General features: G+C 30.9%; 22 protein-coding genes. 3 read left to right on the top strand and 19 right to left on the bottom strand.

Going from position 1 to position 23,645, the window contains the following annotated elements; genetic code table 11:
- Nucleotide 1 precedes the first annotated feature (1 nt).
- The 16 genes from BLV79_RS00235 to BLV79_RS00160 all read right to left on the bottom strand — a co-directional run bounded on the left by BLV79_RS00235 (nt 2) and on the right by BLV79_RS00160 (nt 16,314).
- Complete coding sequence (locus tag BLV79_RS00235; protein ID WP_074714825.1) at nt 2–412, bottom strand: TIGR02530 family flagellar biosynthesis protein; 411 nt, start codon at nt 410–412, stop codon at nt 2–4.
- Between the two features lie 41 nt (nt 413–453).
- Complete coding sequence (locus tag BLV79_RS00230; protein WP_074714823.1) at nt 454–1,206, bottom strand: flagellar hook capping FlgD N-terminal domain-containing protein; 753 nt, start codon at nt 1,204–1,206, stop codon at nt 454–456.
- Between the two features lie 54 nt (nt 1,207–1,260).
- Nucleotides 1,261–2,766 (bottom strand): flagellar hook-length control protein FliK, encoded by a 1,506-nt coding sequence (locus tag BLV79_RS00225; protein ID WP_074714820.1) that lies wholly within the window; start codon nt 2,764–2,766, stop codon nt 1,261–1,263.
- Between the two features lie 54 nt (nt 2,767–2,820).
- Entirely contained in the window at nt 2,821–3,669 is an 849-nt protein-coding gene (locus BLV79_RS00220; protein WP_074714818.1) for a MotE family protein, read from the bottom strand.
- A 47-nt stretch (nt 3,670–3,716) separates the two neighbouring features.
- Nucleotides 3,717–4,172 (bottom strand): flagellar export protein FliJ, encoded by a 456-nt coding sequence (fliJ, locus tag BLV79_RS00215; RefSeq protein ID WP_074714815.1) that lies wholly within the window; start codon nt 4,170–4,172, stop codon nt 3,717–3,719.
- Nucleotides 4,173–4,203: 31 nt separating this feature from the next.
- The gene (gene fliI / locus BLV79_RS00210) at nt 4,204–5,574 is read right to left on the bottom strand and encodes a flagellar protein export ATPase FliI (protein WP_074714812.1); all 1,371 of its coding nucleotides are present in this window, start codon (nt 5,572–5,574) and stop codon (nt 4,204–4,206) included.
- A gap of 100 nt (nt 5,575–5,674) precedes the next feature.
- The gene (locus BLV79_RS12960; protein ID WP_074714809.1) at nt 5,675–6,460 is read right to left on the bottom strand and encodes a FliH/SctL family protein; all 786 of its coding nucleotides are present in this window, start codon (nt 6,458–6,460) and stop codon (nt 5,675–5,677) included.
- Entirely contained in the window at nt 6,453–7,457 is a 1,005-nt protein-coding gene (fliG, locus tag BLV79_RS00200; RefSeq protein ID WP_074714807.1) for a flagellar motor switch protein FliG, read from the bottom strand. The genes BLV79_RS12960 and fliG overlap by 8 nt, the downstream gene beginning before the upstream one ends.
- A 6-nt stretch (nt 7,458–7,463) precedes the next feature.
- Nucleotides 7,464–9,071 (bottom strand): flagellar M-ring protein FliF C-terminal domain-containing protein, encoded by a 1,608-nt coding sequence (locus tag BLV79_RS00195; RefSeq protein WP_074714804.1) that lies wholly within the window; start codon nt 9,069–9,071, stop codon nt 7,464–7,466.
- A gap of 17 nt (nt 9,072–9,088) precedes the next feature.
- On the bottom strand, nt 9,089–9,394 hold the full coding sequence (gene fliE, locus BLV79_RS00190) for a flagellar hook-basal body complex protein FliE (RefSeq protein WP_074715337.1): 306 nt from the start codon (nt 9,392–9,394) through the stop codon (nt 9,089–9,091).
- 82 nt (nt 9,395–9,476) lie between these two features.
- On the bottom strand, nt 9,477–9,920 hold the full coding sequence (gene flgC, locus BLV79_RS00185; protein WP_074714802.1) for a flagellar basal body rod protein FlgC: 444 nt from the start codon (nt 9,918–9,920) through the stop codon (nt 9,477–9,479).
- Nucleotides 9,921–9,974: 54 nt separating this feature from the next.
- On the bottom strand, nt 9,975–10,370 hold the full coding sequence (flgB, locus tag BLV79_RS00180; protein ID WP_074714800.1) for a flagellar basal body rod protein FlgB: 396 nt from the start codon (nt 10,368–10,370) through the stop codon (nt 9,975–9,977).
- 248 nt (nt 10,371–10,618) lie between these two features.
- On the bottom strand, nt 10,619–11,407 hold the full coding sequence (gene codY / locus BLV79_RS00175) for a GTP-sensing pleiotropic transcriptional regulator CodY (RefSeq protein WP_074714798.1): 789 nt from the start codon (nt 11,405–11,407) through the stop codon (nt 10,619–10,621).
- Nucleotides 11,408–11,431: 24 nt separating this feature from the next.
- Complete coding sequence (topA, locus tag BLV79_RS00170) at nt 11,432–13,507, bottom strand: type I DNA topoisomerase (RefSeq protein WP_074714795.1); 2,076 nt, start codon at nt 13,505–13,507, stop codon at nt 11,432–11,434.
- A gap of 51 nt (nt 13,508–13,558) precedes the next feature.
- Nucleotides 13,559–14,647, bottom strand: a complete 1,089-nt coding sequence (gene dprA, locus BLV79_RS00165) for a DNA-processing protein DprA (RefSeq protein WP_074714792.1) — start codon at nt 14,645–14,647, stop codon at nt 13,559–13,561.
- A 2-nt stretch (nt 14,648–14,649) separates the two neighbouring features.
- Complete coding sequence (locus BLV79_RS00160) at nt 14,650–16,314, bottom strand: YifB family Mg chelatase-like AAA ATPase (RefSeq protein ID WP_074714789.1); 1,665 nt, start codon at nt 16,312–16,314, stop codon at nt 14,650–14,652.
- A gap of 339 nt (nt 16,315–16,653) precedes the next feature.
- Here BLV79_RS00160 and BLV79_RS00155 point away from each other — a divergent pair, with 339 nt between their 5' ends.
- Nucleotides 16,654–17,553: an RluA family pseudouridine synthase gene (locus tag BLV79_RS00155; protein WP_074714786.1), complete on the top strand. Its 900-nt coding sequence runs from the start codon at nt 16,654–16,656 to the stop codon at nt 17,551–17,553.
- On the opposite strand, the gene BLV79_RS00150 is transcribed toward BLV79_RS00155, so the two are convergent.
- Nucleotides 17,543–18,130, bottom strand: a complete 588-nt coding sequence (locus tag BLV79_RS00150; protein ID WP_074714784.1) for a DUF5662 family protein — start codon at nt 18,128–18,130, stop codon at nt 17,543–17,545. The genes BLV79_RS00155 and BLV79_RS00150 overlap by 11 nt on opposite strands.
- Nucleotides 18,131–18,133: 3 nt before the next feature.
- Entirely contained in the window at nt 18,134–20,002 is a 1,869-nt protein-coding gene (locus tag BLV79_RS00145) for an alpha-amylase family glycosyl hydrolase (protein WP_242871402.1), read from the bottom strand.
- Between the two features lie 194 nt (nt 20,003–20,196).
- Here BLV79_RS00145 and BLV79_RS00140 point away from each other — a divergent pair, with 194 nt between their 5' ends.
- Both BLV79_RS00140 and BLV79_RS00135 read left to right on the top strand, forming a co-directional pair.
- The gene (locus tag BLV79_RS00140; protein ID WP_074714778.1) at nt 20,197–21,288 is read left to right on the top strand and encodes an HD-GYP domain-containing protein; all 1,092 of its coding nucleotides are present in this window, start codon (nt 20,197–20,199) and stop codon (nt 21,286–21,288) included.
- A 73-nt stretch (nt 21,289–21,361) separates the two neighbouring features.
- Complete coding sequence (locus tag BLV79_RS00135) at nt 21,362–21,679, top strand: DUF1292 domain-containing protein (RefSeq protein ID WP_074714775.1); 318 nt, start codon at nt 21,362–21,364, stop codon at nt 21,677–21,679.
- A gap of 52 nt (nt 21,680–21,731) precedes the next feature.
- Here the strand turns inward: BLV79_RS00135 and BLV79_RS00130 are convergent, their stop codons facing one another.
- Complete coding sequence (locus tag BLV79_RS00130; protein WP_074714772.1) at nt 21,732–23,618, bottom strand: ATP-dependent helicase; 1,887 nt, start codon at nt 23,616–23,618, stop codon at nt 21,732–21,734.
- Nucleotides 23,619–23,645 lie beyond the last annotated feature (27 nt).

The following is a 23,645-nucleotide window of genomic DNA, read 5'->3' as shown; positions in this document are numbered from 1 at the left end:
TTTACATAATAATTGCACCATCAATATTCGTAAAAATATTACTTTTTGATTCTTCTTGATTCATAGCCGTTACAACTGTCTTATTTTTAATATTTACAATAAAAGCCATCGAATCTACTAAAACTAAAGACTCGTTAATTCCTTTTTCACTTGCCTTTTGAACGCCTTCTTCTAAACGTTTGCTCTGACTTGCTGATAAATTCATATTTCTTAAAGTCATTCTATTTGAAGCATGTTTAGAGAATTTTAACTCAGACGAAACATCTCCAGTCGCATCCTGCTTCTTTTTTAAGATGTCCGCAAAATCAAGATTATTCTTTTCCTGTTTTTCAGGTAAAGATTTATTCTTTAAATACTGTTGCGATAATTGTTCAATGGAAGTGAATTGGTTTGCTATTTTGTTATAAGCCATGCCAAATCCCTCCTTTATGACTTAAAAATAAAATCTAATACCTAACTATTTCCATCTGTTCCTGTTTCAGACTGATCAGTTGTTTCTTCAACGTCACTTACTTCTTCTTTATCATCTGTTTCTTCAGTTTCTTGTGTTTTGTCATCTGTTTCCTCAGTAGTAACTTTGAATTTATCAACTATTTCTTTTAATTCTTGTAATTTTTCAATTAAACTTTTATCTACAAATGTTTTAGCATACGCACTCATTGAATCATATATTTTATAAGTTTGATTTACTGCGTCTTTATATGCTGGTGTAAGGTTTTCTTTCACTGGAAGATCTTCAATTTGCTTTGTTAATGCTTCTGCTAAACATTTAGCCTCATAATAATCTGAATCAACAACCTGTTTAACCTTATCTATCTCATATAATTTATCGTCAACTGATACATATGCTTTGTCATCAATATATTTGACATAATCAACTACACCTTCAACTAATTTACCTTCTTCTTCATCTTCTACAGTAACAATCTTTCCAACTAAAGAATTAGCCATATTAGTGGTTGTAGTGTTTTGCATAGATAGCATTGCTTCTAACTGAGAAAACGTAGCAAGTTGAGCAACATATTCGGTATTACTTGTTGGTTCTAGCGGATCCTGATATTGCATTTCAGCGCACAATAGTTTTAAAAATGCATCATATCCTAATTTGTTTTGTGTTACTTCTTTTGATTTTGACGACGTAATTTTACTTTCAGGCTGATTATTACTATTTACTACTACACCATTTCTTATCTCTGCTGTTGGCATACCATCACTCCTTATACATTTTCAATTAAACATATTTAACAAACATAGAATAAGCTATGCAGTCATATCAACAGAATTACCATTATCCTTCATTATCTGTGCTACTAACATTTCTTCTTCAGACATAAGACCTGTTAAGTCTTCAAGACTATCTAAATTAATATTTCTTCTAATAGTCTTTAAGTTACCCTGTAAAATATTAGCATTTTCCTCATCTCTTTTACTATTTTGTTCTAAATTCTGTTCAAAATTATGTGATGCAACTGTAACGTCAATAGCTTCAACCTTCAAACCGGCATTCTTTAAATTTTCTTCTAGTGCAACTAACTGATTTGAAATTATACTCTTTATTGCTTCATTTTGAGCTGAAATCTGTGCATGAATCTCACCATTTTTAGCTGTAACCTGTAAAAACAACTTGCCTAAGTTTTCTGGTTCTAATTGCATTTCCATAGTTGTTGCATGCTCCTGCATAACAATTTTTAAATTATTAGCAATTCTTTCGATTAAAACTAGTGTTCTATCTCCCTGCATATACTGTGTAACATTAACCTGTGGAGTTGATACATCAACTTTATTGGTATTAATATGTGCACTCAGTGTTCCATCTTCATTTGATTTATTCAATATATTATTTTTTGTTTTTTCAAATGAATTCTTATTCTCTTTTTCAGTATTATCTTTTACTTGTCCAGCCTCAATTGTTGAATCTTTATTTAAGTTTTTTCCTAAATTTGAATTGTCTTTATTTTCATCTGATTCAGCTTTACTTTCTTCTTTTACAACTTCTATATTTAGATTTTTGTCATCAACAACTTTGCTTTTATTATCCCCATTTTCACTCGTATTTATTTCACTCGAAAGAGTAGAAACAGCTTTTCCACCAACATCTTCACCCTGTTTTAGAATTTTTTGATTATCCTCATGATTTACATCTGTATTATTATCAACATAATTAGCTAACGTATACTCAGATACTATTTTTTCAGGAATTAGACCAACTTCATCTGAAGTGATTCCCATAATATCTTGAATTTGCTTTGAAATGTCTTGCATAGTTAATAATAAATTTCTAAAATCTTCTCCTAATAACAAATTAGTAATATCACCACTGTTTGAAATTTCTGAAACAAAATCTGCTAAATTTTTTACATCTAAAAGATTTAATACACCAAATCCTAAATTTGAAAGAGCTTCTTCCATTTCATCATCCGCTATTTCAAATTGTTCTTCTACAATGTCTCTTATTATGTCACTTACCTGATTTAAAATATCTTTTGTTGATGCTCGATTTAATTTATCATCAAGACTACAAACCTTAGCTTCTTTTATCACTAGTTTTTTCTGATTTGATATTTTAATCTTATTGTCATTTTTATTAGCCGCCAAATTGCTTGCCACATCAGTCTTTTTACTAGAAAAGCTTTGGTGCATATACTTTTGAAACTGTTCAGATACACCAAAGCTTTTTTTTGTCTCACTAGTATTTGCAGTAGCTTGTGCCATCATAGCATCTACGCCAAGACCCTTTGATGCAGCTGAAACTTTTGCATCTGCCAATAGGTCAGCCTCCTTTCTATCACAATACTACTTAAAAGCGAGATTAACTTTACATTATTTAGATTTAGGTTCCATAATTGCTGTTAAAGCTGCTGCATTTTTTGAATTCATTTTACCTAAAATATTAGCTCTAGACTGGGCATCCATATTATTTAATATTTCCGCAACCAAATCATACTGATTAGTCATTGTATCAAAAATTGCCGCTGCTTCTTTAGGTTTCATAGCTGAATATGTTTTTGCATATTCCTTAACCTTTTCATCAGATTGAAGTTGTTCGATAACCTGCTTATACAAAGTCTCTGCGTTCTCCGCATCTATACTTTCGTAGTATTTTTTATATTCCTCTATATCGGGTGCGTTATCAGTGTAAACAACCTCTTTATAAAAATTTTCCTTTTCTTTAAGAAATGCCTCCTGATTATCTTTATATTTTTGTAACTCACTTACCTGCGATTGTAAACTAGAAATAGTCTCGTCTTTTTTCTTTAATGATTCACTTTTTTCATCATTTGAAGCTTCAAGTTCCTTTATTCTCTTAATTGCCGCATCCATTGACTCAAATTTATAAGCATTATCAATCTCAGTTCCTTTATTCACCTCTTCTGGTAAAATTTTCTCGGCATAAGGAAGATCCTTTATTAATGGTCTTAATATTGTCGAACCAAATCCACCAACATCAGCTTTTATAAGGATACCTATTATTCCAAGCCAAATAGCAATAATTAAAATTGTAATGAAAAAAACTAAAATTTTACTTGAAAGCTTATCTTCTTCATTTTCATTTGATTGTTCGCCATCTTTATTTTTTGCTTTTTTTTCTTCTTTTTTCTTTGCCTTTTCTTCTTTCTTCTTTGCTTTTTCGTCTAATTCTTCTTTATCCATTACATCTGCATCTGCCATAAAACCCCTCCATACGCTTAATTATCTTACACTTAATCATCATCAACCTATTTATCATTATTATTTGAATACGTATAACTGATTAATCCATCTATTTCCTTTGCTTCTTCCTTCATCAACTCTCGTTTAAATTGCTCGAAAGCTTTTTCTTTTAAAACCTCATGTGTCTTTCTTTCTTTTATCTTTTCTTGCAATAATAAACGCTGCTCATCGCGAATTCTTTTTGCATTATTTACTTCTATAACCTGAAATTGTATCATCTTTTTTACAACATTAATGTTATTTCTACACTTTGTCAGTTCGGCTAAATCTAGCTTTTTTTCTCCATTCAAGGAATCCCTTAATATGGCATCATACTCTACTTTTTTTAGGCATAAATCTTTTAGTTTTTGATCTTCTTCATTGTATTTGGTATTTGCCTGAGCAAACGCAATCTTTGCCTGATTTTCAAGTTTTCTTTTTATATTTAAAATATTGTCCATTGAATAAATAAATTTAGCCATTGACATCACCAACCATTTATTAACTCTTTAATTACGTTATATCTGTAATACTATTATTTGTACTTTCTTCATCCACAACATATTCTTCATCAAAAACTCCTGCAAGCAAGCTAAGTTCATCTTCAAATGAAAACTTTTCATTTGTTTTTTGACAAAGAAATTCATTTACAATTTTTATTTTTTTTATTGAATAATCAATATCTTTGTTAGAGCCTTCTTTATATGCTCCAATATTAATTAGGTCTTCTGCTTCGTTGTACGTCGCCATAACCGTTTTTAATCTTCCAGCCAATTCTTTATGCCTATCTGATGTTATCGCGCCCATAACCCTTGAAATACTCTGCAAAATGTCTATTGCAGGATAATGGTTCTTATGACTCAATCTTCTATTTAGCATTATGTGTCCATCTAATATACTTCTTGCAGTATCGGTAATTGGTTCATTAAAATCATCTCCATCAACCAAAACCGTATATAGACCTGTTATAGACCCTTTATCAGAAGTTCCTGCCCTTTCTAAAATTCTAGGCATTTCCGAATATACGGATGGAGGATATCCCCTTGTTACCGGTGGTTCGCCTGAAGCTAATCCCATTTCTCTTTGCGCCATAGAAAAACGAGTTAAAGAATCCATCATTAAAAGAACATCTTTACCCTGATCCCTAAAATATTCTGCAATTGCTGTAGCAGTTTTTGCAGCTTTATTTCTAATTAAAGCAGGTTTATCCGAAGTAGCAACAACGACAACGGATCGTTTCATACCTTCTTCGCCTAAATCTCGTTCTATAAATTCTCTAACTTCACGTCCACGCTCTCCAATCAAAGCAACCACATTAACATCCGCTCTAGTGTTACGTGCAAACATTCCAAGTAATGTACTTTTTCCAACACCAGAACCTGCAAAAATACCAATACGTTGTCCTTTACCAACGGTTATAAGACCATCGACTGCTTTTACACCCAATGGAAGAATATCATGTATAATCGTTCTTCTCATTGGATCTGGTGGCAATGAATCTACAGGATATTCCTGCCAACTTTCGGAATCATATCCTTCATCAGTAGGTCTTCCTATTCCATCAACAGTGTGGCCTAACAAACTATCTCCTACTTTTACCATAAGTGGTTTTCCAGTATTTTTTACAACACAACCAACAGATATACCCTCTGTATTATCAAAAGGCATCAAAATAAGTCGCATATCTCTAAATCCTACCACTTCAGCCATGACGTAATCCGACTTGTTCCCGCTATCATCTAAATATATACGACAAAGATCATTTAATTTTGCCTCAGGTCCAACTGATTCAATTGTAAGTCCAACTACTTTTGCAACTTTTCCATAACAATCATAAAACTGTTTATTTAAAAGTTGTAAATATTTTTCTGTTTCTTTTAACATGAATCAACCCCCAAGCCTCTTTATAATTTAGCTCTTATAATTTAACCAGTTACAATCTAACTCTTTAAAAATCAAATATTTCTATTTTGCTAGCTAAACTTTAAGCTAAGGATTTAATATCCTTAATAAGATTTGACAATTGCGTATCAATTCCACAATCAAATACACCTGTATTAGTTTCAATCAGGCATTGTGAATCGTTTAAACTAGAATCATTAAGTATCTCAAGATTTACTCCATTTCCTACTTTATCTTGGATTTCTGAAATATGTTCTTCAAAATATGACCTATAGGCTGTCGATACTCTTATTCTAAATTCCTTATCTGGTTCAACATTTAAAATTGTATTTCTTACCAAATAAAGCAATATTTCTTTTTTATCTGCAAACTGTATTCTAAATACCTTTTCAAATATTTGAGCTACAACATCTACTATGTCTTTTTCCATACTTTCTTCTCGTTCGGCATAAGATTGTTCCAACTTAGTATTTTTGGAAAGATATTCTGCTTCTAGTTCTTCTCTTCTTTTATCTATTTCATCATTTAGTTGTTTAACGCCCTCTTCATAACCTAGTTTCTTATTTTCTTGATATATTTTTATTGACTCTTCTTTTGCACTTGCAATAATTGCATCAGATTCACTATTTGCTTTTTCTATAATACTTTTTGCTTTTTCTTGCGCATCTTTAATGATTAAATCTGTATCTAATGCAATATCTTCTGTCCCTTTTGAAGAAGAGCTACCACTACTAGTGGTAGCACTTACAGTCTTTTCAGGAGATAAAATTATCTCTCCAAAACGCTCTTTTAAATTTTTATCAGAATCTATAACTTTAATATCACTAGGTTGATTGACGATAAACCCTTGTTTTACAATATTAGACAACGATATCGTCTCCTCCTCCTCTTGAAATTACAATCTCGCCAGCATCTTCTAGTTTTCTAATAATATTTACAATCTTCTGCTGTGCTTCTTCAACATCCTTCATACGAACAGGGCCCATAAATTCTATATCTTCTTTAATCATAGATGCAAGACGCTTAGATAAATTCTTGAAGATAACATTTTGCACTTCTTCATTTGAACTCTTAAGTGCAAGCTCAAGATCCGCATTTTCAACATCACGAAGTACTCTTTGAATTGCACGATCATCAAGCAACAAGATATCTTCGAATACAAACATCTTTTTCCTGATTTCGTCTGCCAATTCTGGCTCTTCGATTTCGAGAGTCTCCATAATGTGCTTTTCTGTAGCACGATCTACTGTATTTAAAATATTTACTGTAGCATCTACACCACCAACGATAGTGTAATCTTGATTTACTAAAGATGACAATTTCTTTTCTAACACTTTCTCAACTTCCTTAATTACATCTGGTGACGTTCTATCCATCAACGCAATACGTCTTGCAACATCAGCCTGTTTTTCAGGAGGTAATGCTCCTAGCACTAAAGCTGCCTGCGATGGTGTCAAATATGACAAAATCATCGCAATTGTCTGTGGATGTTCGTCTTGTATAAAGTTTAATAGCTGACTTGGATCTGTTTTTCGTACAAATTCAAATGGACGAACTTGTAACGATGCCGTAAGCTTAGAAATAACATCCTGAGCTTTGTCATCACCAAGTGCTTTTTCAAGAAGCTCTTTTGCATAACCAATACCACCCTCGGCAATATACTGCTGTGCTAAACAAACCTGATAAAATTCATTTAGCACATCTTCTTTAGTTTCAGCTGAGACACTTCTTGTATTTGCTATTTCTAGAGTTAACTCTTCTATTTCCTCTTCTTTTAAATGTTGAAAAATTGCTGCTGATTTTTCTGGACCCAATGCAATTAACAAAATAGCAGCTTTTTGTACTCCTGTTAATGATTCATCCATAATCTTCTACTCCCAGTCCTCATTCAACCAATTTCGTAGCAACAATGCTACTGCCTCAGGGTTATCATCTACAAATTGTTCAATAAGCCTACGAGTCTCTGATTTTTCTTGATAACCAATATTTTCAAGATTATCTTTTTCAGCTTCTTCAGTCTGTTGCAACAAACTTTCAACAGATACTTCCGGCTCAACTTCTTCAACTTCTTTAGCTTTTTGAGTACTTCTAAATACAACGTAACCTAATAACGCAAATATCAGTACTGCTAAAACAATTTGTAAAATATCAGTTACACTAATACTTGAATCATCATAAACGAATTCAGGTTGCTGCAAAACTTGAATTTCAATATTTGCTTCATCTAAACCTGTTGCTTTTGCAATTAAAGTTTTCATGTTTTTAGTTACTTTAACAGTTTTAGCTTTTGAATTTTTTGAAACGAATTCGTCAAATGATTGTCCTTTTAATTCTCCAGATGATTTCATCTTTTTTTCATCATATACAACATACTGTGTTGCTTTAATAGATGCTGTTGATTCAGAATATTTTATTGTTCCACCTGAATTTTTCTTTTTGATTATTTCTTCATTATTTTGATAATTTGTTGTTTTATCACTTATAGTTGATGATGTAGTATTACCATCTTGCGTCTGATATGTCGTATCATCGTTTGAACCTGTTCCTGGCTCTGCTGCCGGACCTCCTGTTGATTCAGAACCATATTCACTAACTGAACCTACCATACCATTTGTTTGTCCATCAGGTGCAGAAAAATTATGTTGTACCGATTCTGTATCATCAAAATCAAGTTTCAATCCCAAAGAAACTTCAACATTCGAATAAGTTTTAGATTTTACCAAAAGGTCTTTTATATCTTTTTTAATCTTAGCTTCCTGTTTCTGCTGATATGATAATTTAGAGCTAGCTGCTCCAACCTGGTTTTCTGAATCTGTTCCCGCATACAAAACATTCGCTTTTGTATCAATAATCATAACATTAGATGTATCTTCATTTCCTAACTCCGTTGCGACAAACTGCGCTATTCCATATGCTTGATCTTCATCTAAATCCTTCGATAAGTCTAAAACAATTGATGCATATCCTTGTTCTTTTTTTGAACTGATTGTTCCATCATCACTTGGCAATTTCAAATCAACTTTTGCATCTTTTACATGTGAAATAGTTTTAAGATGTTCTGCAAATTTTTTTTCTAAATATAATTGATATTTTTTTTGTTTATCTGCTTCTGTTGTCGAAAAACTTCCACTTGTAACATTCTCAATACTATATCCATCTGATGGAATGTCATTTTTTCCCAACAAAATAGTAGCATTAGCTTCATCTTCTTTAACAACTTTAAAGGTCAAACCGTCATCCGATACTTTATAATTAATGCTTCCATCTTTATCAAATAATTCTTTAACCTCACTAGCCTTTTTGGTATCTTCACAAGTTACAATTGTCACATACGATGGTCTTGATACCACTACTCCCAATATTACCAAAGCAAGGACTATAACCGCTATTATGCTGATAAGAAGAGCTTTTTGTTTGGTTTCAAACTTCTTCCACCACTCGAGAAACCGGTCTAATATTTTTTTTACTTGTTCTGGCATTTACATTACCCCTTTAATTAAACTTGCATTTGCATGATATGATTATATGCTTCTATAATTTTATCTCTTACCTCAACCGTATACTGTAAAGCTACCGAAGCTTTTGTCTCCGCTACCATTAAATCATGTGTGTTTTCCGCTTTTCCTAAGGCGAACCTTATTTCTTCTGATTCTGCTCTGTTTTGTAATAAGTTTGTTTCATCAATCTGTTCCATCGCTGTGTCTAAAACTGACTGAAACGACTCGGAACCTAATAAATCATTTTTCTTTGCAAAATCAATAACATAATCCGAGGTTACACCTGTCACTGCTCCAATATTCATCATTTATTTTTGCCCTTTCTATTTATTTTTAAGTTACCTTAATTTATTACATCATTATATTCATATAATATTTACTATGTCACTATCTTCCTCCAACCTGTAATCCTGCTTGTGCCATTGCCTTTGATGCCTGAAACGCTGTGACATTTGCTTCATATGCACGAGTTGCATCTATAAGATTAGTCATCTCTGTTACGGTGTTAACATTAGGATAATAAACATAACCGTTCTCATCTGCATCAGGATTTGAAGGATCATACTTTTGTACCAAATCTGTTGTTCTATCCTCTTGAACTGAAGTAACTTTTACTCCATTTCCCACCAATTTATTTCTAGAGGTTGAATAATATTCACTAAATGGTGTAACTGATTTTTCTTGAAAAGTAACTATTTTCCTTCTATATGGCACATTATTTTCATTTCTTGTAGTATTAATATTTGCTATATTCTCTGCTATAATATCAGTTCTAAATCTTTGAGCTGTCATACCAGAAGCACTTATATTAAAAGCTTGAAATAATCCCATTTAATACCTCCTTTAAATAATTTCGGTTTATTTTATATATTCTTAACTAAAAATTTATGATTTTCCCATCGCATATCTCATTCGATTAAATTCAGAGCTTATACTTTGTGTTAAAGTTTGGTATTTAATCGTTTCAGATGCTAATTCTACATTTTCTGTATCAATATCAACATTATTGCCATCTAATCTGTATGAAAACTGTGATCTGTCTGTATATACCACAGGATTTAGTTTATATAATCTTGTATCCTTAATCTTACTGTCTAAAGATGTATATTTAAAGTTTCCTAATTCTCTCTTCAAAACGCTTTCAAAATCTAAATCTTTTCTTTTAAAACCTGGTGTGCTAACATTTGCTAAATTATTAGAAATTATATCTTTTCTCCTATTACTTGCATCCGCTGCTTTGGTTAAAACATTTATATAATTAAATGATGTCGAATCAAACACAAAATCCCTCCTTTTTCACTCTATTATAGATACTCTATCGGTAAATTTTATGTAAAAAATAATATATTTTTCTAAATGTCTTAACGTCAAAAAATCCTATATCAACTCCTAAACACGTACATTTTTTCGATGCACGATATTTTGAATTGATATAGGATTCATTATAATATAAACATTTAGTATAAATACTTAATAAAAAAATTTATCTCAAATATAAAATTTCAAGTTATATAATTTAAAGTAAAATATTAGCTATAAATTTTCTTTTTATCATCATCACCTTTGCTTAATTCATCAAAAATGGCATCATTAATAACTTTGATATATGTACCTTTCATTCCTGATGATCTAGACTCGATAACACCTGCACTTTCAAATTTACGAAGTGCATTAACAATTACAGAACGTGTAATTCCAACTTCATCTGCAATTCTACTTGCTACAAGAATTCCTTCTGTACCATCTAAAGCCTTGAAAATTTGAACAATAGCTTCTTTCTCAGAATAAGATAATGTACTCATTGCAGATTTAACAATCTGAACTTTTCTCTCTTCTTCGGCATGTTCTTCATTAACTGAACGTAACATTTCAAGTCCAACTACTGTTGCACCATATTCTGTTAAAATAATATCATCAATATCATATTCTCTATCACTTCGATACTCAAATAAAGTTCCTAAACGCTCACCTGCAATATCAATAGGTGTAATAATTGCCTGATATCTTTTGCTTTCTTCTCCAAATCCAAGTGTCTCTAAATTAACGTTTTCCTTTGTTGAAAGAATTCCGAGAAGACGTTCATTCAATGCTGGATCAATATATCCTCCAACTTCATCAACAATTAATTCCTTAATTTCGTCAACACCGTTACATACACTTGATCCCAAGACTTTTCCTTTTTTACTAATTACTAAAATGTCAGATTCTAACACTCCAGTTAGTACATCACAAATATCATTAAATACAACCTTTGATGAACTGTTATTGTGAAGTAATTTGTTTATCTTTCTTGTTTTGTCTAATAATTGAACGCTCATATATCCCGTTCCTTTCTGTATTTCTTATTCTTCTTGTGGTTTATCCATTATGTAACCGCACTGTGGATCCTGACATGCAATCTTCTTGCCCTTTACAACCATATAACCACCGCATTTTGGACATTTTTCATTAACTGGTCGACCCCAACTCATGAAATCGCATTCTGGATTATCAATACAGCCATAATACTTTCTACCTTTTTTAGTTTTTTTGATGACAACGTCCTTTCCACATTTTGGACATGAAACACCAATTTTTTCAAAATACGTCTTTGTGTTTCTACACTCTGGGAAACCTGGACACGCCAAAAATTTACCATGTGGTCCATATTTAACAACCATATTTCGTCCACACTCTTCACATACTACATCGGTCACTTCATCTTCAATCGTAACCTTTTCAAGTTGTTCTTCCGCTTCATCTACTGCTTTTTTTAGATCAGGATAAAAATTCTCTATAACCGTTTTCCACGCAATCTTACCAACTGCGACATTATCTAACAAAGCTTCCATATTAGCTGTAAATCTTTCATCAACAATTGAAGAAAAAGACTCCTTCATAATTGAATTTACAACCTCTCCGATCTCTGTTACATATAAATTTTTCTGTTCTTTTGTTATATAATGTCTAGCAATGATTGTTGTAATTGTTGGAGAATAAGTACTAGGTCTACCAATACCTAATTCCTCTAATGTTTTAACCAACGATGCTTCAGTATAGTGTGCTGGTGGTTGTGTAAAGTGCTGAGTAGGCTCAAATTCATTCAATATAAGCTTGGAATTTTCATCAATTGACTTAAGCATTACATTACTCTTTACTTTTTCTTCGTCAGCTTCCGTATAAGCCAACATAAATCCATCAAATGCAATTTTTGATGCAGATACTCTAAAACGATACTCGCCAATTCCAATTGTCACTGTTGTTGTCTCATATTTAGCATTAGACATTCTACTAGCTGTATAACGTTTCCAAATCAAATTGTATAAACGAAATTGATCTCTTGTAAGAGATTCTTTAATTTCTGATGGTACTCGACTAATATCTGATGGTCTTATTGCCTCATGAGCATCCTGTACGTTAACCTTTGAAGTTTTTTTAATTTCACCTGCTGATAAATATTTATCACCATAGTTTTCAGAGATAAACTCTCTTGCTGTCTCCTGCGCTTCATCAGAAATTCGTGTAGAATCTGTTCTTAAATATGTTATAAGACCAACTGTACCCTGCCCCTTTACATCAATACCTTCATACAACTGCTGCGCTATTCTCATAGTTTTTTGAATAGGAAAATTTAGCGCCTTTGATGCTTCTTGTTGCATTGTACTAGTTGTAAATGGGAGTGGAGCTTTTTTAATCCTTTCGCCTTTTTTTACGTTAAGGATTTCTACCTTCTTCCCTTCCATATCTTTTAATACCTGGTCCATTTCATCCTTGGAAGAAATATTTATTTTTTCATCATTTTTACCAAAAAGTTTAGCTACTAAAGGTTTCTTTTCACCCTCAACAGATAAATTAGCCTCTAAATTCCAATACTCTGAAGGGATAAATGCATTAATCTCCTCTTCTCTGTCACAAACTATTCTAAGAGCAACAGATTGAACTCTACCTGCACTTAATCCTCTTTTAACTTTAGCCCAAAGAAGTGGAGAAATCTTATACCCTACAATACGATCCAAAATTCTTCTTGCCTGCTGTGCATCTACTAAATCTGTATCAATACTCCTAGGATTCTTAAATGCAGCCTTAACAGCAGATTTAGTAATCTCATTAAAACTAATTCTATATACTTCTTTGCCTTCAAGTTTTAACGCTTGGGTAAGATGCCATGAAATAGCTTCTCCCTCGCGGTCAGGGTCAGTTGCGAGATAAATCTTTTCAGCTTTTTTTACTTCTCTTCGAAGTTTAGCCAAAATTTCGCCCTTTCCACGAATTGTTATATACTTTGGTTCAAAATCATTTTCAACATCAACTCCAAGCTGGCTCTTAGGTAAATCTCTAACGTGCCCATTTGATGCCATTACTTCATAATTCTTTCCAAGAAATTTTTTTATTGTCTTTACCTTTGCAGGTGACTCAACTATTACCAGATATTTAGCCATACCCATATACTCCTAACTCATAAAATTCAAGTACATCTTAGCAAAAAAATATTAAATACAACGAACAAAATAGTTTGAAATAATTTCTTTTACATAGCCTTTTTGCTTAAGATGTTCTAAAATCTCCAGAATTTCTAAGAGATTCATCGATGATTTTTCAATTATTGTTCCCAAATTGGTTGGGGTAAAATCTAGTAAACTATACACCAACAATTCATCTTTTTCAAGTAATTTTTCATAAAAATTTATTTGAGAGCATAAATTTTCATAAAAACTATTGAATTCTTTAAGAAAATCCTCGGGACTTACTATAACACCTGCGCCCTGTTTTATCAAGTAATTACAACCAAAACTTAATTCATCGGTTACTCTTCCAGGAAGCGCATATACATCTTTTCCCTGTTCCATTGCATAATCGGCCGTTATTAATGATCCACTTTTTTCTCTTGCCTCTATCACTACCGTGCAATCACTAAGCCCTGCAATTATCCTGTTTCTAGATGGAAACAATGTTCTAAGCGGTTTAGTATCAGGTGGATATTCCGAAATAATTCCGCCACCTTTTTCAATTATTTTATCGTATATGTATTTATTTTGTTTAGGATAGCAAACATTTACACCGCAACCTAAAACAGCAAATGTTTTTCCTGTCTTATTAGACATTAACGCTCCTGTATGAGCATCAGCATCAATTCCTCTAGCTAATCCGCTAATGACATTAATATCTTCATCTGCAAGCATTTTAGAAAGTCTAGTAGTCACCTGACTTCCATATTGACTTCTTGTACGCGCACCAACTATAGCAACCGACTTACTATTCGAGTTTGGTAAATTCCCTTTATAATAGAGACTATACGGTGCATCAACAATATTTTTAAGATTTTTGGGATATTCTTTTTGCTCCTGTGAAACAAACGAAACACCATTTTCATATAACTGATATAATTTAGAATCTAAATTCCAATTATCTTTACTAGATAAAATATTTGAAACATCCTTTTCTGTCAGACCCTTTATCTTTTTTAACTCATCTCTTGTAAGATTATATATCGTTTCTGCATTTTTGTAAAATTCTCTTATGATTCTTATTTTCCCACTTGAAATTCCTTTTATATTTGACAACCATAATGCATATTTCACTTTTACATTCCTCCTTCATAATACTCTTTTGTCAAGCCTTTATAACAAAGTGCCTCCATAACATGTTCCATTTTTATTTTTTCAGACCCATCCATGTCTGAAATAGTTCTAATTACGCGTAATAATTTGTGAAATGTTCTTGCTGTCAAATTATCTCTTTCATAAATTTTATTCATAAATCCTAATTGTTCGTCATCTAAAGGAACATATTTTTCAAGCTTATTAGCAGGAATTTGAGAATTATGATAAAACGGTTCATCTTTATATCTTTCATATTGAATTTGCTGACACCTTATAACCCTTTGTCTAATATCATAAGAAGTCTCATTTTTTTGTTTTTTTACCAGTTCACTAAATTTTACTTCAGGAGCAAAAACAGTAAGATCAATCCTATCAAGAATCGGCTGAGAAAGCTTATTTAAATATCTCTTTAATGTACTAGGTGTACATCTACATTTTTGCATATTAGGATAATATCCACAATTACATGGGTTCATTGAAGCCAAAAGTAAAAAATCAGCAGGATACGTAACGTTATAATTCATTCTTGTTAAATTTATATTTTTGTTTTCTAATGGCTGTCGTAATACTTCGATTGTAGATTTTTGGAATTCTGTAAATTCATCTAAAAATAACACTCCTTGATGTGCTAGCGATATCTCACCTGGAATTGGCGTAATTCCACCACCCGCAAGCGCAGCTTTTGTAATTGTATGATGAGGATTTCTAAAAGGTCTATCCTCTAAAAGTTTCTTTTTATTTTTTAATAATCCACATACGCTGTATACTTTTGACACTTCGAGTTTTTCTTCATCATTTAGTGGTGGCATTATAGTTGACATTCTTTCAGAAATCATTGTTTTTCCTGTTCCTGGAGGGCCAACTATCAGCATATTATGCATTCCACTAGCTGCTATTTCACACGCTCTCTTTAAGATTCTTTGACCGTTTATATCACTAAAATCCATCTTTTTTTCTTCATTATCAGGCAATTCACTGTTACTATTCTGGTTGTTAATAATAGTAATATTTTTCGTTTCTCCCAAAAAGGATTTTAAATTAGTTTCCATTTTATTCTTTTCTTTAGAATCTTTTAATGAATTATTTGGGGATGATTTTTGAGAATTTTTTTTAGAAGTATAAGCTTTTGAAATCAACGGTTCAATATTAAAAAATTGTATGATTTCTCTTAGATTTGTAAAAGAAGATACTTTTGATTCTGAAATCAGTTTTGCTTCATTTTCATTTCCTTTGGGAACTACAAACGTTTTATTGCTATCAAGTGACTCCACAATCATAGGCAAAATACCATTTATAGGCATCAAATCACCATTTAAACTAAGTTCTCCTATAAATATATGCCCTTCAACTTTTTCTTTATCTAAAACCCCAAGTGACGTTAATAGTGCAACTGCTATCGGTAAATCAAATCCTGTTGAAGATTTTTTGATATTTGCTGGAGAAAGATTAATTGTAATTCTTTTAGGAGGCAATGAAATACCACAGTTATGAAGAGCTGTTTTTACTCTTTCTTTTGCCTCTTTTACCTCTGAGCCAAGATACCCTACCATATCAATCATTGGCATACCATTAGAAATATCAACTTCTACGCATACTTCCATCGTTTTTATGCCAAATAACATAGAACTTTCTACTCTACTATACATAAAACCTCTTTTCTTAGTCTAATCTTATCTAAATGCAAATTTATCCTTTTTATTTTAAATGCAAATTTATCCTTTTTATTATTTATAACCAAAAAATGATTATTTTTTTAAATTAAAAGGAATCGTATAAAAAAGATAATTTACTTTAAAATTGATATTGACTTATTTTTATAATTTAATAGGAAAATTAAACTAGACCTAGTTTAATTAAAGACCACAATAGTATATCACATTTGTTTTAAAATTATAACCCTTTTTTTATTTTTTCTTCTTTCAAAAAAAACTATAACTTGCTATAATATATGTGTTTTCGACAAAACATTTATTAAGGAGGAACTAATGCTTCGCGTATTAAAATATAACATCGATTTTTCACATATTAACTATACTGTTGAAAAATTCTTATTAGAACTGGGCTATACCAGAAAAATTATCACCCATTTAAAAAAATATGAAAAAAGTATAACTATAAATGGTAAATGGGCATACGTAAAAAACAAATTACAATTAAATGACATTCTTACTGTTACTTTAAGTGAAACGAATGACAATAATATTATTCCTAATAAACTTTTATTTGATATAATATACGAAGATGAAGACATACTAGTTATTAACAAGCCTGCTTTTATGCCTATTCATCCTTCTTTAAAAAACTATGATAATACTCTTGCTAATGCTTTAACATATTATTTTAATTCAAAAAATGAATCCATTGTATTTAGGTGTATTACTCGTCTCGATCGTGATACCACTGGGCTTTGTATAATTGCCAAAAACAGACTTGCTGCATCTATACTAAACGCTCAAACAAAAAAACACGAAATTCAAAAAATATATGTTGCCATTTGTGAAGGTGAAATTGATAATTCTGGTGAAATAGAGGCACCAATTGCTCGTGAAAAAGAGTCTATTATTACAAGATGTATTGATTTTGAAAAAGGAGACTATTCTAAAACACTTTATAAAAGGTTACGATACAACAAAAAAGCTGACATTTCTTTAGTTCAGCTTAAATTACTAACTGGACGAACTCACCAGATTCGAGTTCATATGAAATATATAAATCATCCCCTAATTGGAGATTTTTTATATAATCCACATAATACTCTTATGAATCGACAAGCTCTTCATTCCTATAAACTTTCCTTTGTTCACCCTATAACTCGTGAAAAAATGGATTTTGTTGCACCTTTACCAACTGATATGCAAAAAATAATATCTGAAATTACAATTTAGACTTTAGTTCATCTAAAGTCTTTTTTTCATATTTTATTTTGCCTTTTAAAATATTTTGTTTGATATACTTAAATGTATAATCTTCACCCTTCTTATAATTCATAAAAAGCATATATTCTAAAAGGCTCGCTGTATCTTCATGAATCAAATAATGCGATTTACCACGTTCATAGTAATCTAATGGACTTTTATCAGTATATTTGTCCTTCAAGTAATTCTTAGATGCAGAAATTCTATCTACGTACATCTCAACAACATACTTAATTGGCATCTTCATTCCAACCATGTTTCCTGCTCTTTTATCATCCGAAACCCCATAGTCAATCCAATACTCTAAATGATGTTTATTTCGTCCTTTATGATGTAGCCAAGCTGACGAATATCCCTTGTCCATCCTCTCTGCATTATTAGGGCTCATGTATCCTTTATAATACTTAGCCCCAACTCTAAATTCCGTTAATCCATATTTTGACAAGTCATGAAGAAGTCCCTGCTTTATCAAGCCTAATTTAAAACACCCCTTCATAACTAATATTTTATGTTTTGTAATTGTTTTAAAATGTTTAAATACGTTCATTTACTATCTTCCTATTAAAATTTTAATAGATTGAGCATTAATCATTATCTTTTGCTGATTTTTTAATTTAACCTGCTCTTTTAAAAATGGAGTCTTTTCTGAAGAAGTGTCCATCACTAAATGCCACTGTTTATCACCTGGTAATGTAGGCAAAGCTAATGAGCTTACCCCTGAAAAGAAATTGTATGCAACATAAATACTTTCTTTTTTACCATCAACATCATATTCTCCATAATATAATTCACCCATTGCCATCATTTGTTTATCGATGCCTGTAACCCATGCTGATTCTCCATGAAATGATACATCTGGCATTCCTTTTGATAAACAATCATTAAAATAATATGGTGTAGGATTTGAGATAATAGGATGTTTTTTTCTAAAATCTATAATATCCTTAACAAACTCAATATCTTTAGCTTGCATCTTATTATTACGCCAATTTACCCAACCTATTGAATTATCCTGACAATACGCGTTATTATTTCCTTTTTGAGAATTTTGTATTTCATCGCCTGACAAAATCAATGGAACCCCTTGAGCTAAAAACAGCATTACCAACGCATTTCTCCATTGTTTTTGACGCATAAATCTTATATATTTTTTCTGCGATAAGCCTTCATAGCCACAATTATTACTAAAATTCCATGCATTGCCATCAGAATTATTCTCACCATTTGCTTCATTATGCCTATCATTATACATAAACACATCTGCTAATGTAAAACCATTATTGCTAGCAACATAATTAACAAAACCATAATTGGCGTTTTGTTTCTTTTGTTGATTAATAAATTCACCCATATCTCCATTTATATGATTCAATATTTTTCTTGCCTGATATAAATATTCATCTTTATATAAATATAAATGTTTATATTTCTTTTGATTATCTAGAATATTACCTGGAATATTGTCATAAAAAATCTTTGTTCTACTTAGCATCACATTTTGAGCAATCGCTGGAATTGGTAAATTATTTCCTAAAAGATGGAATCCATCCACATGAAACTCTCTCACCCAATACTTTAATGATTCTAAAATCAAATTATGATTTAAGTCTCCTTCAAAAAACATCTCCATTATACATTCCATATTATTTTTATGTAATTCATAAATCAATTCTTTAAATTCATTTGAAGCATCATCTGCTTTTTTTGCATACGAAGATTTTACAGCAAAATAATTACCCGGTACATATCCCCAATAATTAACACCTAAATTTTTCTTTTCTTTTTTAGGTTCAACAATAACATCATCTGGCTTATTAGTCCATTTAACATAATCTGGTAGCTTTGCCATGTTTACTGACGATATTTTCATCTCTTCAAACTCGTAAACCGGCATAAATTCTACAGTAGTTATACCTAGATTCTTCAAATAGGATATTTTATCTTTAATAGCCAAAAAAGTGCCTGCATATTCCTTTTTAGTATCCATTGAAAAGCCTCTAACATGTAATTTATACATTACCATCTTTTCTTTAGGAATTTCAGGCTGTCTATCTTTTTTCCAATCAAAACTACTATTATCTACCGACGAAAACACTTCATATGAACGTTTTCTTCTTGCTGAATTATTCCATTTTTCTCGACCTACGATTTTTCTTGAATAAGGATCTATTATTTTTTGTCCATTAATTTCAAAATAGTAGTCATAATCTTTCATATCTATACCTTCTATTTCTATCGAACGTAATGATCCTAAAACAAATTCGTCAGAGACTTCTATGGTTTCCTTTTTTTTAGTTTGACGATTTAAAAGTACAACTCTACATTGTTCCTCTTTTTCACATTCAAATGTAATATATACTTTATTTTCTTTTTGCGTAACGCCCATTATGGCATAATTTCCTTCTCTTACAGTTAACAAATCATTTCACCTGCTTATTTTTTATTTTATAACCTATCTAATTATTAGCATGGAATTATTCGATACTTTTGTATAGAACAATTTATTTAATATACTATAAAGTCACACTTTTTTATTATATCTTTTTTTCAAAATATTGTACACCCTTTTTATTAATATGTTTTTAGCATTTTTGTTCTAGGAGGAGAGGAACTATGAATATAATTCCAGTAAATAAACTTGAAATTAACATGATAATTGCAGATGATGTTTTTTCAAAAATGCAACAATTACTCGTTCCCAAGGGGGCTATTGTCACAAAACAAGTTATTTCTCAACTTCGCTTTTATAATATTAAAGAAGTTGAAATTATAGATGGGGATTTGCCTCAAAATATAAAAGATTCAATAATGCACAAAGAACATATTGAACATTCCCACATTGAAAAAATAATAAATTCTAAAGAATTTAAAGTATTCAAGGCAAAATATTCTGATGCAATTGACGTTGTAAAAGATGAATTAAATGATATTATCTTAAAAAATAGGCCTGTTAATCAAGAGCTTTTATTAAATGAAGTTATGTCCCTTTTTAACCTTAACCCTACAGCTTATGATCTTTTAGGAAAACTTCATTCAATGCATCAAATAGATGACTCAACATATGCTCATTCTTTAAATGTTTCAATGATTGCAAGACTTTTAGGATCTTGGTTAGGCTTAAAAGAACAGGATTTGAATATTTTAACACTAGCTGGTTTGTTACATGACATTGGGAAATGTAAGATTCCTTCAGAAATAATCCTTAAGCCTGGAAAACTTACCCCTAATGAATTTGAGATTATAAAACAACATCCTATTTTTGGCTACGAAGCATTAATAAATAAGGATTTAGACCCTAGAATCGTTAATGCAGCATTAATGCATCATGAACGTTATGATGGCTCAGGTTACCCTTCAAAATTAAGAGGGGATGAGATTGAAGATTTTGCCGCTATCATTTCTATTGCTGATGTATATGACGCCATGACACAAAATAGAGTATATCGAAGTGGAATGTGTCCATTTGATGTAATTGCAACTTTTGAACAAAATGGTTTAAAAAAATATAAAACACAGTATATTTTAATTTTTTTAGAAAGAATTGCAAATTCCTACATAAATTGTGAAGTATTACTTAGTAACAACAAAATTGGTCGAATAATTTTTTTAAATACAAATCTGACTAGACCAATAATCCAGTTAAACGACGGTCAAATCATAAATCTTGAGGACAACCTTGAAATTTATATTCACGCTATTGTTTAAATCCTCTAGATTTTTATTTACTTTTTTGATACAATTATAAAAGTTACATTATATGAAAGATGAGGAAAATTTTATGTCAGATAAAGAAAAAGTAACACCCGTAACAGAAGACGAAATCGATAATATTCGAGTTACAATTGGAACTGATGACGGCGACATTGAATGTAAAATTTTAACAATTTTTGAAATGGAAAGTCAAGATTACATTGCTTTAATACCTCTTGATAAAGATGGAAATGAAAATTCAGAAGGAATTTTCTATATCTATAGATATGCTGAAGATGAAAATGGAATTCCTTCTATCGAGAATGTTGAAACAGATGAGGAATATATGGCAGCTCTTAAGCATTTAGATTCTCTTGAAAGTGAAATACTTCTTGGTGATGAATAATTAATATGAATCATTTTATTTTCCCAGTATTAGCAGGAATAAGTTGTTTTGGCTAATACTGGGGATTATTTTTTTTATTTATGTTTTCTGCGGTTTGTTTTTCTATGTGTTTTCTTTTAGATTCTTTTATAAATCTTGAGACATCATTATTATTTTTACTATAGTATTTTACCGAACTCAAATACAAATTGTTTTTAGCTCTAGTCATTCCGACATAAAACATTCTACGCTCTTCTTCTATTTCCTGTGGCAAAACAGCCTTCTTAAATGGCATAATTCCCTCATTCGCATCAATTATAAAGACTGTGTCAAATTCTAATCCTTTTGATGAATGAAGCGTTGCAAGAGTTACAGCATTTTTTATTTGATTTTTTTGATTTGAAATATCTTTTATCTGTTTTGTATATTCTTCGATATACTCATTCCATTCATTATAAGTCTCAAATTCCTTTGAAACTTGATGCAACTCATCTAACGTCTCAATTAAGTCATCTTCATTTATCTTACGATACTCAGCGTACTCTTTAATAAAATCATCATAACCAATACCTTTTCGAATATAATTTATTGCAGCATAAGGCTTCATCATTTGCAACATTTTTAAATCATATTCTAATCTATCAATTCTTTCTGCAATCCAATCTTTATCATTATAAAAGGCTTTCCATTTTCCAAAATCTACTGTTTTACTTAGTATTGAATCACGACTAATGTAGCGTTTTGGTCTATTCATTATCTGAAAAAAATCAGCTCTATCTCTACTTCCATGTGCCAATTTTATATAAGTAAAAATATCTCTTGCAATCCAATGATTATATAGATTAGGTACATTATCTTTAGTTCTAAATGGAATATTATACTCCATTAATTTGCCTATAAGCATTCTTGGTTGAGTATTCGTCCTAAATAATATTGCAATATCATCATATGATTTTCCATCTGCTATATGTTTTTTTATAATATTTATTATATTCTTGCTTTCATCTGCCTGATTTTCGTAAATAGCATAATGTATATCTTCTTTTTTAGGATTATGTGCAATGATTTTCTTTTGAAATCGCTCTTTATTATAGCTTATTAGATTTAATGATGCATCTACAATAGCGCTTTGACATCTATAATTAGTATCCAATAATACTCTTTTAGAATTCTTGAATTCTTTGGGAAAATTTAACATAATCTCTGGGCGTGACCCCCTAAATCTATATATAGACTGGTCATCATCACCTACAATAAAAAGATTATTTTCAGGCAAAGCTAACATCTTTAAAATATCATATTGAATTTTATTTATATCCTGAAATTCATCCACTAGAATATACTTATACTTTGATTGCCATGCTGCTAAAATGTCCTTTCTCTGATCTAAAAGTTCAAACGTTATAGACAACATATCATCAAAATCTATTTTTTTATTCATTTGCAAAACATTTTGATAAGATAAAAAAATCTCTCTAAAGATTTCCTCTCCGCAAATTTTTGAATAAAAATGATTGATATCTAATCTTGAATTTTTTATTTCTCCAATTTCGCTATATATATCTTTTATAAATTCATTAATATCATCATATTCAAGGGAATTGTAATTTGAAATAATACGCTTCATAACATTATATCTCTCTTCTTCAGTTATAATATTTGAAGCTCTATAATGATATGCATACTTTAAAATAGTAAAATACACTGCATGAAACGTTCCAAATGTAACATTAGCAACTGTACTGCCCATTAATTTTTGAAATCTGGCTTTCATTTCTATTGCAGCTGCTTTCGTAAAAGTAATAACTAATATTTTAGATGGATCTACTCCATAATCTGTAACCAATTTCTTAGTTCTTTGTGTAATAACCGTTGTCTTGCCTGATCCTGGACCTGCAAGAACAAGCATAGGGCCATCCTTATGCAGAATGGCCTTTTGCTGAGAAGTATTTTCTTTCATGAATTAACCTCTTTAGTTCTTATATCC

It is taken from the genome of Lachnobacterium bovis DSM 14045 (assembly GCF_900107245.1).
Taxonomy (GTDB): Bacteria; Bacillota; Clostridia; order Lachnospirales; family Lachnospiraceae; genus Roseburia; species Roseburia bovis.
This window is presented reverse-complemented; position numbering and strand designations above follow the sequence as displayed.